8 protein-coding genes and 4 pseudogenes are annotated in these 13,181 nt (G+C 54.8%); 8 read left to right on the plus strand and 4 right to left on the minus strand.

Annotated features, from left to right (window positions below; genetic code table 11):
- Positions 1-149: 149 nt before the first annotated feature.
- From N8E89_RS25430 to N8E89_RS25440, 3 pseudogenes are all read left to right on the plus strand, one after another.
- Positions 150-784, plus strand: a pseudogene (locus N8E89_RS25430) (DUF1194 domain-containing protein).
- A 433-nt stretch (positions 785-1,217) separates the two neighbouring features.
- Positions 1,218-1,976 (plus strand): annotated as a pseudogene (locus tag N8E89_RS25435) (methyltransferase); the annotation flags it as partial.
- Positions 1,977-2,681: 705 nt separating this feature from the next.
- Positions 2,682-2,828 (plus strand): annotated as a pseudogene (locus N8E89_RS25440) (IS110 family transposase); the annotation flags it as partial.
- Between the two features lie 235 nt (positions 2,829-3,063).
- Here the strand turns inward: N8E89_RS25440 and N8E89_RS25445 are convergent.
- Complete coding sequence (locus N8E89_RS25445; RefSeq protein ID WP_262262556.1) at positions 3,064-3,651, minus strand: fatty acid desaturase; 588 nt, start codon at positions 3,649-3,651, stop codon at positions 3,064-3,066.
- A 382-nt stretch (positions 3,652-4,033) separates the two neighbouring features.
- Between N8E89_RS25445 and N8E89_RS25450 the strand changes: the two genes are divergently transcribed.
- The 5 genes from N8E89_RS25450 to N8E89_RS25470 all read left to right on the plus strand — a co-directional run bounded on the left by N8E89_RS25450 (position 4,034) and on the right by N8E89_RS25470 (position 9,073).
- Entirely contained in the window at positions 4,034-5,584 is a 1,551-nt protein-coding gene (locus N8E89_RS25450) for a UbiA family prenyltransferase (RefSeq protein WP_262262557.1), read from the plus strand.
- Between the two features lie 77 nt (positions 5,585-5,661).
- Positions 5,662-6,006, plus strand: a complete 345-nt coding sequence (locus N8E89_RS25455; protein ID WP_262262558.1) for a GtrA domain-containing protein — start codon at positions 5,662-5,664, stop codon at positions 6,004-6,006.
- 36 nt (positions 6,007-6,042) lie between these two features.
- Complete coding sequence (locus tag N8E89_RS25460; protein ID WP_262262559.1) at positions 6,043-7,047, plus strand: hypothetical protein; 1,005 nt, start codon at positions 6,043-6,045, stop codon at positions 7,045-7,047.
- A gap of 58 nt (positions 7,048-7,105) precedes the next feature.
- Positions 7,106-7,576 (plus strand): hypothetical protein, encoded by a 471-nt coding sequence (locus N8E89_RS25465; RefSeq protein ID WP_262262560.1) that lies wholly within the window; start codon positions 7,106-7,108, stop codon positions 7,574-7,576.
- A 93-nt stretch (positions 7,577-7,669) separates the two neighbouring features.
- On the plus strand, positions 7,670-9,073 hold the full coding sequence (locus tag N8E89_RS25470; protein ID WP_262262561.1) for a glycoside hydrolase family 140 protein: 1,404 nt from the start codon (positions 7,670-7,672) through the stop codon (positions 9,071-9,073).
- Positions 9,074-9,313: 240 nt separating this feature from the next.
- Here the strand turns inward: N8E89_RS25470 and N8E89_RS25475 are convergent.
- From N8E89_RS25475 to N8E89_RS25485, 3 genes and pseudogenes are all read right to left on the minus strand, one after another.
- A pseudogene (locus N8E89_RS25475) lies at positions 9,314-11,337 on the minus strand (dipeptide ABC transporter ATP-binding protein).
- Complete coding sequence (locus N8E89_RS25480) at positions 11,330-12,208, minus strand: ABC transporter permease (RefSeq protein ID WP_262262562.1); 879 nt, start codon at positions 12,206-12,208, stop codon at positions 11,330-11,332. Before N8E89_RS25480 ends, N8E89_RS25475 begins: the two are co-directional and overlap by 8 nt.
- Positions 12,205-13,095, minus strand: a complete 891-nt coding sequence (locus N8E89_RS25485; protein WP_262263329.1) for an ABC transporter permease — start codon at positions 13,093-13,095, stop codon at positions 12,205-12,207. Before N8E89_RS25485 ends, N8E89_RS25480 begins: the two co-directional genes overlap by 4 nt.
- Between the last annotated feature and the right edge of the window lie 86 nt (positions 13,096-13,181).

Below are 13,181 nucleotides of genomic sequence, written 5' to 3' on the forward strand. Positions count from 1 at the left end.
TGGCCATGAACGCAATGAGATTACCGATCATTCACCCTCGTGGGTGAGCAATTTGCGCGCCTGGCGTGGTATCATCTTCGAGGGCCATTTTCATGACTTGGGGGGCAGCGAAGATGCGCAAGACGTTCTTTTGCATGGCTCTAGTATTGATGACGGCGGCGCCGTCTCAAGCGCAAGCTTGTGCCGACGTTGCGATCGTCTTTGCCATTGACGGCTCTGACAGCATCACGGACGAAGAATATGCATTTGAGAAACGAGCAATTGTCAGCGCATTGCGAGATGAATCTGTCTTGTCGGTCTTGAAAAGCGCCGGCATGGTGGCTGTTTCAGCTGTGTTTTGGGGTGACAGCGCATTGCCGGTCCAAAAGATCGACTGGTTCTTTATTGACAAAGGTAGGGGCTCGGAAACGTTCGCTCGCGAGAGCGCAACCAGCGTGCCGTCGCCGGCAACACCGATATCGGCAATGGCATCTGGCAGGCGTTGGACCTGCTTGCCGATCCTGGATTGTGTCCGCTCAGATCGGTCATCGACATTTCGGGAGACGGCAGGGAGACTTTGGGGGCAGTGCGGCCAAATCTGGTTTCGTTGTATCATGCACGTCACCGTGCCGAACAAATGCACGTAACGATCAACGCGCTGGTCATATCGGGCGATGAAGATGGCCTGGCCGCATACTACGCCAAAAAAGTCATCACCGGAGACAATGCTTTCGTCATGATTATAACGAAATTTACCGACATTTGGGCCGCTATCAGGAAGAAACTGATCCGGGAATTGTCGTAGCGAGCCGTGACCTACCTCATCGCGTCAACGACATTCCGGAGCAGTTCTTAATCGTTCTTTGCCGTTCCTCCCTGCCCCTTTACAAGGTGTCACCAAGGGGTTTTCTTTTGCCTCTGGGGAGAACAAACCTTCGGGGAAGAAACAATGTCGATTGATTGGATTCCAAGGTTCAGGGGCCATGCCGATCTCGTGGAACGCCTTGTAAACGACGTGCCTCTGGCTCTCGAGCGACCTGGTCCGACTCTCGAGCAAGCCGAACGTCTGTACGCTGTCATTGAGAAGGGAGCGCGTGATTTCGACGACGTGCTTCAACTGATGGCTGGGCCGGATGAGGAAGAGTATCGCATTGCTGGGGACAGCCTTGCAAGAATATGGTCTCATCTAGCCGATGCTGCCGCGGACAAAATTCAGAATTTGCAGGATGACGCGTCTGCTGTTTCTCGATCGAGCCAAGCCATCCTATATCGGCGGTATCCTGGAGATGGCAAATGCCCGGCTCTATGGCTTCTGGGGATCGCTAACGGATGCCCTGCGCACCGGCGAATTGTAGGGCAAGGGTGGAGGAGAAAACTTCTTTGCGGCAATTTATGCCGATCCGGAACGATTGCGAGGATTTCTAAGCGCGATGAGTGGAATAAGCGCGGGGGCAGCCCACGCCATCGCCGCCAATTTCCCATGGCAAGATTACAAGACCTTCATGGATCTTGGTTCAGCTCAGGGCATGGTTCCTGCCACTCTTGCCAGCGCCCATTCCCACCTCACCGGGATCGGTTTCGACCTCCCCGCGGTTCAACCAGTCTTCGAGGAATTTATTGCCCGTCGTGGAGTGAAGGACCGAGTGCGGTTTCATGGTGGAAATTTCTTCGAGGATCCCCTGCCGAAAGTTGACGTCATCGTCATGGGTCACATCCTCCACGATTGGGACCTTACCCAGAAAAAGATGCTTCTAAGCAAGGTATTTGATGCTCTTCCGAAAGGCGGCGCAGTCGTTGTTTATGATGCCGTCATCGATGATGATCGCCGCAAAAACGCTTTCGGTCTATTGATGAGCTTGAATATGCTGATCGAGACGCCCGGCGGGTTCGACTATACGGGAGAAGACTGTCAGGCCTGGATGCGTGAAGCCGGATTCTCAAAAACGCGGGTCGAACCGCTTGTCGGTCCAGATTCGATGGTGATCGGATTGAAGTAGCCTATAGCCACTATGTAATTGAAAAATAATAATATTTTTGTGACGCTTTTAGGATGTTTACATGGCGGCTGTGGTTAACTGTAACGTTTAGTCCGCCGCTGCCGACATTCGGGCTGGACGATACCGATCGATGCCATCAAGCCGCGCAGATAAGGCTCGACCGTTGGCACCAGCTCAGCCGCATCGATAGTTTTGAGAACGTAGCCGACAACACCTGCCTCAACGGGCGAACAATACCAGTTTCGACCTTCGACATTGTCAGTATCACTATCTTCGTCAGGGGTCGCCGCCCCGGCAATTGATGACGCTGGCGTGGCTAACTGCCAAGTCCTGCAAGTCTTTCTTTCTCTTCAGATATCATGTTCAGGATAAATTGAACTGATTCAAGAACGCGAAAGCTAGAATTTTCGCCAGTGCCGATACCTGCCCAAATTATCGTACGCGTGTCCTCGGCGTTTCGGTAGAACCTGTTGACCCTCGACATATTAACGACAACTCTCTCATTGTCTTCGCATCGCGTGAGTTCCAACCACATGTCCGTATTCTCCCGCAATCAATCGCCCCACAAGCAACCACGGTGGCACGCCAGGCAAGATAAATAGATACCACTGCAAGCCGCATCAATGCGGTTAGTCAGTGCATGTTGTGGATAGCGCGCGACATTCTGGATAGGCCGGAGCCGATCCCCAAAAGCAAGGGCGAACCATGAAAGAAGATAGCGTATTTTTTATCGGCTTGGATACGTCGAAGCTGAAGATTTCAGTGGCGGCCGATGGAGAGCGAAACGGGGAAGTGCGGTTTATTGGCGACATTTCTTCGGAGCCTGTGTCGGTGGCGGCGATGATCGAGCGCGCGAGAATACGATGAAGAACTGATGGCGAAGATCAAGGCGCTGGCTGAAAAAGCCGAAGAAGCACAACCTGGGAGGACATTGTCGGAATACCCGCCGTAAATTCTGCAAACGGCGTGCCGATGACATTGGGGATACTCGGATTATATCGATGTATCCGAAGGACTCGATCGCTATAATCACCTGGCAATCCACCTTGGGAGGCTGCAGCTTGCCTCTGCTAACGCTCTGTAGACTTTAAAAGGGGGTCCACCTCAAGAAATACGTTATCAATTGACCAAACCAACTCACAATGGGGTATATAAAGAAAAAAGGCACCCACCAGAATATGATGAGATAGTTCAGCCCACCCAAATCGTAAGCAATAAGAGCGACCAAAGCATGAAAAAGACACATCCATAGCGTCTCTTTTCTATTGTCTGAGCGCAATAGTCGCGAAACCCTCTGATTGCAACGACGATATACATGTCCTGCAATCGTATAACGCTGTCTTGGATTGTCAGTGTCCTCTATGGTCCCAGCATTGTTGCATGTAGATGCGTCTGAATAATCACTAAAGGGCTGTAGAATCGGCCACCCCAACATCATCCTTCCGATCGTGGCGTTAAGCAGCCGACTGCGGAAAAGTGTGCCACTAGCTGCCTCATGAACCAGATTTGCAAGAAACCACTGTCCCGCGCCGATCAGCAGTGCTGATATTGGATAGAGCCAGGATGTTACGGCCGTGGAAATACCGACGGCAAAGCTGATCCACAGAATGCCTAGCAAGATGGCTAAGAACCCATGAACGTTGTCTCGCTCATCGAGTGGTGTTTCGAGTGTCATAACTGTTCTCAGCAATTGAGGAATGGCGAGAAAGTGTCAATTGTACATTGTGCTCGCTACACTGTTCCCTAGCAACTGCATCGATAGTATTAGTATTTGGAGAATTATTGTGCCTCACTAGCAAGAATCTCCGTTGTATATACATATCCATCATTTAGTGGATCGGGCGAAAATTGAGTCAGACGACTTCGATTACCAATGACGGGAGTTCGCCATGCCAAATATACCTCATTTGGGCAGCGCAATCCCCCATTTGGATAATTCGCGACACTCTGATGGCTATCTCATGATTCTTGTTTGAAACCGCTAGATTGAGAAAGCGGCAATCGTTCGAAATACTATTCTTGTGTCTGTAATTCCAGATTGCCTCGAGGAGAGAGGCATGGACGCGAAAGCCTTTGTCGACAGCATGCTGAACAAGCCTGGCACGTGGCTCTATCCGGCGAAAAAGACCTCCGTCGAACCCGCGAGGCCGGCTCCAGTAAAGCCCGTAACTTCCGCGACAGACGAGCCGCCGCTTCTGGTCGACCTTGACCGATGCCTTATCCGTACGGATCTTCTTTTTGAGACTGCGCTTGCGTATTTGAGCAGCGACCCGCGGCGGATTTTTCAGATGTGTCTTTGGCTCCTGCGTGGACGGGCCCATCTCAAGCGACAATTGGCGCAGTCTGCGGTGATTGACGTCATTCAGATTCCGGTAAACGCGCAAGTTGCCGCCATGGCAAATGAAGAAAAACTTCGCGGGCGTCAGGTTTTCCTTGTAACCGCTGGGGACCAGCTTCTTGCTGATCGAATGATGGACCACCTCCCTTTCCTGGATGGCACTATCGGGAGTGACGGACACATCAACCTCAAGGGTCCGGAAAAGCTGAAACGCATCCAGCGCGAGTTTCCAGACGGATTCGACTACATCGGTGACTGCGCTGCCGACCTGCCTATTTGGGAAAAAGCGCGCAAGGTCGTGGCTGTTGAGCCCTCAGCATCGGTTGCCAAAGCCATCGGACTTTTAGGCAAAGAGGCGGTGATTTTACCCCGCACCGCTGGTGTGACTCCTCTCCTGAAGGCGGCGCGCCTTCACCAATTGGCCAAAAACACGCTCATCTTCGTCCCGGCTATTCTCAGTGGCGAAATTGCAAACCCGTTCACCGCATTTGTCAATCTAATGGCTTTTCTGGGGCTCAGCCTCGTCGCCGTGGGCACGTATCTATTGAACGATCTTTGCGATCTGTCCCATGACCGCGCGCATTGGTCCAAACGTGACCGACCGCTAGCAAGCGGCGCGTTGCCGCTCCAAACTGCTCTAATGGCAGCGCCACTCTGTATTGGAGCGGGATTCCTTATTGCGGTCGCTATCGGACCGGAGGTGGTTGCCGCATTTGCGGCCTACCTGATTGCGACCATTGCCTATTCGCTGCGGCTGAAAAGAGTGCCGGTGCTTGATTGCGTCATCCTTGCAATCCTCTTCACCTTGAGACTGGCCACGGGGATCGCAGCGACCAACGTTGAGCCGTCGCCATGGCTGCTTGTCTTCTCAATGTTTCTGTTTGCCTCGCTCTCCTTTGCCAAACGGCACACCGAAGTGGAGCGAATGGCATCGAGAGGTGGTGCTGTTGTTTCTGGGCGTGGCTACATTGCCACCGATGCGCCGGTGCTCCTGGGCTTGGGAGTCGCAACCGCGAGTGCGTCAATTCTAATCATGGTACTCTATCTGATATTCGATGCATTTAGCCGTTCATTCTACGCAAACCCGGCCTGGCTATGGTTTCTTCCTCTCGTGCTGTTCCTTTGGGTAAGTCGTATTTGGCTGCTTTGCGCTCGGGGTGAGCTCAACGATGATCCGGTCGCGTTTGCCGTGCGTGATCCGCTCAGTCTCTGGCTTGGAGGCGCACTGATGGCGGCATTCACGCTGGCGTGGCTCGGCATGCCGCTGTGAGTTCGTCGCTCAACCAGAATCGGATCGAACGCGCGCCACAATGGGCTCGTTTTCTCCTCGTTGGAGGAGGGGCTGCATTGGTAAATTGGCTCGTGCGCTTTCCGCTCTCTTTGTTCATGCCTTTTCCGGCCGCCGTTGCCGGAGCGATGGTCATCGGCATGGCTGTCGGATTTTACGCCTACCGCAAATTCGTTTTCATCGGCTCCAATCGTGGGCTTTCGGATCAGTTGTTCGCCTTTATTGCGGTCAATGCAGTCAGCCTCAGGATCGTCACTGGAGTGTCCGTCCTGATGTTGAGGGGATTGGTAACCCTTGGGGCAGAGAGCACATTTGCGCCGGCCATAGCACATGCTGTCGGCATAGCCGCCGGCGCGCTGTCAAATTTTTACGGCCACAAGGCTATCAGCTTCGCCAAGGTGTGACGCGCCGAACGAGTGAATATTTGAGAGGGGTGAACAATGCGCGCTACAACGGCAAGCTTAAGGAATCCGGCCAATACCCACGAAATGTCAGGCGCAACCATCGCAATCTTGCTTTTTGTGGCCTTTGTCGCGCTCGGACTTTTGTCTTGGCCTATATTGTTCTCCATGGAGTTGTGGATCTTCCGCGACCGCAGCAGCTTGCTCAACCTCGATTACCTGATCGACAAAGGCTACCTTATCGGCGTCGACATCGGTTATGCGTACGGCCTATTGCCACTGCTTTTGCAGCGCGTCGCATTCGCGGTTTTTGGCCGCGGCTACTGGCCTATGATCGGTTTCATCGTCGCCACCTGGGGTCTGATGGCCATTTTTTGGGCCTGTGTTATTCGGGAAGTTGGCGGCACGAAAGTCTGGCTCCTCGTCGTAGTCGCACTCGCCCCTCTCACTATCATCGTCAATCCCAATTTTCCTTATTCGCTTTTGCAGCTCAGTACCCTTTATTCCCTCCTTCTGGTACTGTACGGAAAGCGGAATTTGGCATTGGCTATCGCCGTGGCGGGATGCTTTGCGATCCCCTCCTTATCCCTGGTTCTTTCTGCTTTACTGGTAAGCATGATCCTGCTCGATCTTCATCAGCGCGGGCAGTTCACGCTGCGAAACGTCTTGGCGGCATTCGCGCCTGCCCTGGTTGTGGGTCTCCTTCTGTTGACCTGCATGCTGTTTGTCTTCGGAATTTCTTCCATTCTCGCGGCGGCTCCTGCCCTTCCAGGGCATGCGGATCTACCGCGCACTGCGGTGGGGGTTCATGTCGTCATTTTTCGAGTTTCTTTGGCCATCGGGCAGAGGGCCGGGCTTCATCTTGAAATATTATGCCACAAGCCCCGTGTTATGGTGGCTGTACTCCACCGGCCTATTATTGGTATTGGCAGGTCCAGTCGTGCGAGCATTCTTTCGCACGAAAATTGCACCTTGGCAGGAGGTGCTGCTCCTGTGCGCTGCGCTGCATATCGTCTTCGTTTTGTTTGCCTATGGTCATCCTGATCAGCACATAATCTATGATCCGATACTGGCTTTGGGGATCATCGTCGGTTTAGCGCACATGACCAATGTCTATCGCAGGAACTGGGTCCTGGTTATTTTTGTCGGATTAGGCATCCTTGCCTCTGGCCGCCAAGTGAACGCAACGTTGATAGCCTGGTCGACCACAACTTCGACAAAACTGACAGCTGGCTTGTATGCATCGGAGGACCTTGCTCGCGATTGGCAGCGCGTCCTTCAACTGGCAAGCTCCCAGGACACCTTTCTCGTATCTTACGCGACGGGCGTTTCGCATTACTATCCTGCGATAAAATCAACCGATTCGTGGATCGTTCTGCCGGGAGTGCTCAATCCGAAGGAGCGTGATCAAATATTACAGTCAATTGCGGCAGCAGAGATCGTCATAGAGGAAAATGGCGACCTCCCGGCGGACGTTCGGGAAGCTCTGGGCCGGATGTGCCTCACCGAAACCTTGGTCAAATTCAAGATCTGGCAAAAGCCCAATCAGATGGGTGCCTGCCGTTCGACTTGACGCTAACGGGGCTAAACAGTCAAATGGTGCGGTACAATCGGGCCCGCAGCTTTCACGTACTCTTTGAACGAAAATTGCCGTGAGGATAGTGAAATGAAAGTTCGAATGCCCAGGTTTCGCTGGCTTGCCACCGCCCTTTTCGCCGCGCTCAGCGTCTCTGGTCTTGCGCATATGCTTCAACGTGCGAGTGTGGCTATGGACTTTTCCCAGATGGAAGCGAACGTTGCCACCGCCACTGCGTCGATAACTGACACTGCCTTCCCCATTAGCGTGAGCCAAAATGGACGCTATCTACAGGACGCAAATGGCCGTCCTTTTCTCCTCGTCGGTGATGCGGCATGGTCGCTCATCGTCGGGTTGAACCGAGAAGACGTCACACTTTACCTTGCCGATCGGCGTGCCCGCGGATTTAATGCAATAGTCGTGAACCTGCTTGAGCACGTTTCTCCTAAAAATGCATACGGTCAGGCCCCTTTTCTGACCGCGGGTTCCTTCAATACGCCGAACGAGGCCTACTTCGAACATGCAGACTGGGTCATTCGGGAGGCGACCGCTCAGGGTTTTCTTATCCTCCTTGTCCCAGCCTATCTCGGTTTCAACGGGGGCCACGAGGGTTGGTACCAAGACATGCTGGCAAGTGGCCCAGAGAGCTTGCGACACTATGGAGACTATATCGGTCGCAGATACGGCAAGTTGAGCAACATACTGTGGATCCAGGGAGGCGATTACAGCCCACCCCAGAAGTATGTCGTTCGTGTTATTGCAGATGCTATCCGGGCGCATAATCCGAACGCTTTGCAAACTGCCCACAACAGCCCTGGCTACGCTGGTCTTGATTACTGGAGTGGAGAGCCCTGGCTTCGGGTAAATACCATCTACACCTATGGACCAGTTTATTGGCCAGCTGCCGAACAGTATGCCCGGGCTGACCACCTGCCCGTAATCTTGATCAGATCCGCTTATGAATTCGAACACGGGGCCATGGCGCATCGTATTCGCACGCAGGCCTATCAGGCCCTTTTAACGGGCGCTGCCGGCCAGGTGTTCGGCAACAATCCCATCTGGCATTTTGAAAAGCCTGGCCTCTATGAGGCACCGATGGGTTGGCGTGAAGCCTTGGACAGCCCCGGTTCGCGAAGTATGACGCATCTGTATAATTTTTTCGAGCAATTGCCGTGGTGGGAACTAGAACCTGATCTCGGGGCGCATTTCCTCACGTCCGGTGCACAAGATGAACAAAAACGGGCCGTCGCCGCATTGACTGCCGACCGCCGCCTCGGCATCGTCTATGTACCGGATGCCCGTTCCATATCGCTTGATTTGCAGATGCTGGCCGATAAGTCTGTGGTGGCACGTTGGTACGATCCAAGGCAAGGGCACTTCCTCGCGACGACCGGCCCGATCAAGGGATCGGGCAAGAAAAGCCACATATTTGCGGCGCCGGCGGAGTCCAGTAGCGAAGACGATTGGATCCTTGTCGTACAAGCACAGGATTGATGCGCGCGTGTCGGCCAAATCTGACAGCGAAGGGTGACGCAGACCTATCAACGTCCTGGGGGCTGCTCCTGCGGGAACTTGTTTTCATGAACGATTGCCACGGCCTGCCCGAGGTTGTCTCTCACCTCGAAACCGATCCAGTGTCCGTCCATCAGATGCGTTTGCCTTGCGCAGGGGAGGAAATAGTTCCCAGCCCTGCCGCGCAACAAAGTTGAGTTGTCTCCTCTCATTGGTTTGCGTTTACCTCTTGCGTCCTTTTTGCAGTCTTGCGAGTTCTTTATGGGGAATGTGGCATCGGATCGTATGACCCGGTTCCGCGACGATCAACGGAGGCTCCTGCTCCTCGCAAACTGCACCGAACTTGTGGGGACAACGCGTATGGAAAACACAGCCCGAGGGAGGATCGACTGCGCTCAGGATCTCCCCGTCAAGCCGGACGCGAACACGTTCGCTTTCATCGAGTTTCGGAACCGCAGAAAGCAACGCCTCCGTATAGGGATGGTGTGGGCCGGAGAATACCCGCTCGGAAGGACCAAGCTCCATGATGCGGCCGAGATAAAGCACGGCAATCTGATCCGACAGATAGCGGATGACAGCCAAATCGTGGGAGATAAAGATATAGCTCACACTCTCTCTCATCTGGAGGTCAGCAAGCAGATTGAGAATTGCTGCTTGAACCGAGACATCGAGTGCAGATGTTGGTTCGTCGCAGACGACAATCCGAGGATCACCGGCAAAGGCGCGGGCGATTGCCACCCTCTGCTTCAAACCGCCGGAAAGCTGGCGTGGCTTAATGCTCAGATGCCGCTCTGTCAGGCGGACGGAATGAGCCAGTTCCACGAGACGGGTGCGCAATGCGGGTCCGCTGAGCCCAGCAAGCATATGAAGGGCACGCCCTATAATATGCCTGACCGAGTGCGACCGGTTCAGAGCCGAATCCGGATTCTGGAAAACGATCTGCATCGCCTTTACCTGATCCGCTGTTCGACTTTCGAGTTTGGAAGCAAGAGGCTTGCCTTCGAGCTGCATGGTACCGCCGGCATCGGCAGGAATGAGTCCGAGGAGCAAACGGGCGAAGGTCGTCTTGCCGCTTCCGGATTCACCGACAAGGCCAAGCGTCTGCCCCCGCAGAAGGTCGAGCGAAACATCGTTCACTGCCCGCAAGGTGTGACTATGGCTCGCGTAGGTCTTGTTTAGTCCTTCAATTCGCAAGACAGGTTCGAGCAAGGCAGCCACAGACGAGGTTGAGATGCTGCCGGGTGTGGTTCGGGGAAGCGTCTGAGCGTTCTCGTGATAGTGGCAACGGGAAAGCCGCCCGCCAAGGTCATGCAATGGTGGCAGTTCACTGTGGCACCGGCCGTCGGCGAGCGCACATCGGTCAGCGAAGGCGCAACCGCTGATTGTCGCGCCGGGGGCTGGAAGGACTCCTGAATTGTATCCAGCCGTATCTGATCCTTGCGCTGCGCGCCCCGTGGCAGGCAACGGAGAAGTGCAACCGTATAGGGATGACGAGGATTGTTGAAGACTTCCTGCGTTGGCCCCTCCTCCACCAGCATGCCGGCATAAAGTACACCCACCCGGTCGCACATACGCGAAACCACTGCGAGGTTGTGGCTGATGAAAAGGATTGAGGCTGCCAGTTCCTGCCGGAGTTTGGCAATCAGATCGAGCACTTCGGCCTCAACGGTTGCGTCGAGCCCCGTGGTCGGTTCGTCGAGGATCAGCATCGTGGGGTCATTCGCAAGTGCCATGGCAATACCGACGCGCTGCTGCATGCCGCCCGAGAGCTGGTGTGGATATCGCTGGATCACCCGTACCGGATCGGAAATGCGCACCCTGCTCAGCATGGCGATAGCCTGGTTCGATGCCATTTGTCCGGAAATGCCGCGCAGTTCGAAAATCTCGGTCAGTTGCGGTCCGATACGGATGGATGGGTTAAGCGCCTTGCTGGGATCCTGATAGACCATGGAAACACTTTCGGCGCGCATCCGCCGCAGCGCATCACCGTCAAGCTTCATGACGTTCTGGCCCGCGAGAAAGATTTCTCCGGCGGTGATGACGCCGTTCCTCGCCAGGTAGCGCACGACTGAAAACGCAACCGTCGACTTTCCGCAACCGGACTCGCCAACGAGACCATAGGCCTCTCCGGCACGAATGGTCAGGCTAAGATCCCGCAGCACTGCCCGGTTGCGCCGACCCACACGGTAAGCGACAGAAAGGTTGTGCAGTTCAAGCGCGTTATCCGTGATGGGGGGCTCAGTCATTGAGAGCCCCCTGAACTCCGTCGGTCACCAGATTGACGCCGATGACGAGCGATGCAATCGCGAGGGCGTCGAACAACACAGTCCACCAGAACCCGCCGCCGATCATTCCATAATTGCTGGAAATACTCAGGCCCCAATCCGGCGACGGTGGCTGGATGCCAAAACCCATGAAACTCAATGTCGCAACCGCGAAGATTGCGTAGCCGAGGCGGACCGTCGTCTCGACAAGGATCGACGGCACCACGTTGGGCAATATTTCGACGAACATCGTATGCAGTGCGCTTTCGCGGCGCAGTTGCGCTGCAGCGACATAGTCGAGCTCGCGCTCGGAAAGGACTGAAGAGCGCACGGTACGCGCGATGATCGGCGAAAAACTCAGGCCGATGACAATGATCACTGTGGACTTGGAAGTACCGAGAGCAACGATGGCAAGAAGAGCAACGATTACCACGGGGACCGCCATGAAAGCTTCGAGGACGCGGCTGATAATGTCATCGACCAGACCGCGGAAATAGCCGGTGACAAGGCCCAGCGTCGTGCCCGCGATCGTAGCCAGCAATGTGGCAAGCGGAGCGACGGTCAGAATGTCGCGAGAGCCGACGATGACCCGCGAGAAGACATCGCGGCCAAGCTGGTCGGTTCCGAACCAATGTTCCGCTGATGGTGGCGTGAGCGCATTGATAATGTCATCTGCCAACGGATCGTAAGGCGTGAAGTATTCGCCGAACAGAGCGCAGACCGCCCAGAAAAGCACGATTGAAAGCCCGGTGAGGAAAGATCCGGAATGACAGAGTAAAATGAGTGCCTCGGTTACGGGACTGCGCGTGCTGGAACTCGGCAGCTCGGGTTGTTTGGCTTCGACTAGGCTCATTGTTCTGGCCCCAGCCGAATTCGCGGGTTAAGGATTGAATAGAGAACGTCGGCAACCAGCGTTGCGACGGAATAGACGATACCAATTGCCAGAATACCGGCCTCGAGGATTGGAAAATCCTTGCCACGCGCTGCCGTAAAGATCAGCGAGCCGATCCCCTGATAGCGGAACAATGTCTCGACAACGACAAGACCGCCGATCAGGTACCCGGTTTGTGTGGCAATAACTGTGATTGTCGGAAGCAGCGCGTTGCGCAGCACATGCCGCCATATGACGACGCGCCAGGGAAGACCCTTGAGAACCGCGGTTCGCGTGTAATCAGGATCGAGCGCCTCGATCATGCCAGAGCGTGTCATGCGCGCGATGTAGCCGAACAGCACCATGAAAAGCGGGAGTGCCGGCAGGATCAGATAATAAATCTGCGTGAAAAATCCTGCGTTGTTTGGCCACGTGGCGGCGATGGGCAACCAGTGCAACCAGACGCCGAAAATCAGGATGAAGATGATGCCAGTAACGAATTCCGGCAACACCGTTGCCGACAGTCCGCCAAGACTGATGATACGATCAATGGGCCGGTTGACGTTCAAGGCTGCAATGATGCCGCCGAGTATCCCCAATGGCACGACCATGACGAACGCGACCAGTGCCAGCTTCATGGAATTGCCAAGGGCGTCGATGACAAATGGTGCCACCGGTGCCCGGAAAATATAGGACGTTCCCATATCGCCTTGGACGAAACTTGACATCCAGTCCCAGTACTGCACGAGAAGCGGCCGATCGAGACCAAGCGAATGATTGAGCGCATCGACAGCGCGGATGTCGGCGAGCGGTCCCAATATGGCACGGCCGACGTTTCCGGGCAGCACCTGACCGCCCAGAAACACCATGATGCTGAGCAGGAACTGTGTCACAAGCGCCAAAGCAATGCGTCTTAACAGGAAGGGGAGAATGGCTGCCCTCCTTGGTTAGCCAG

It is taken from the genome of Phyllobacterium sp. A18/5-2, from assembly GCF_025452215.1.
GTDB classification, from domain to species: Bacteria; Pseudomonadota; Alphaproteobacteria; order Rhizobiales; family Rhizobiaceae; genus Phyllobacterium; species Phyllobacterium sophorae.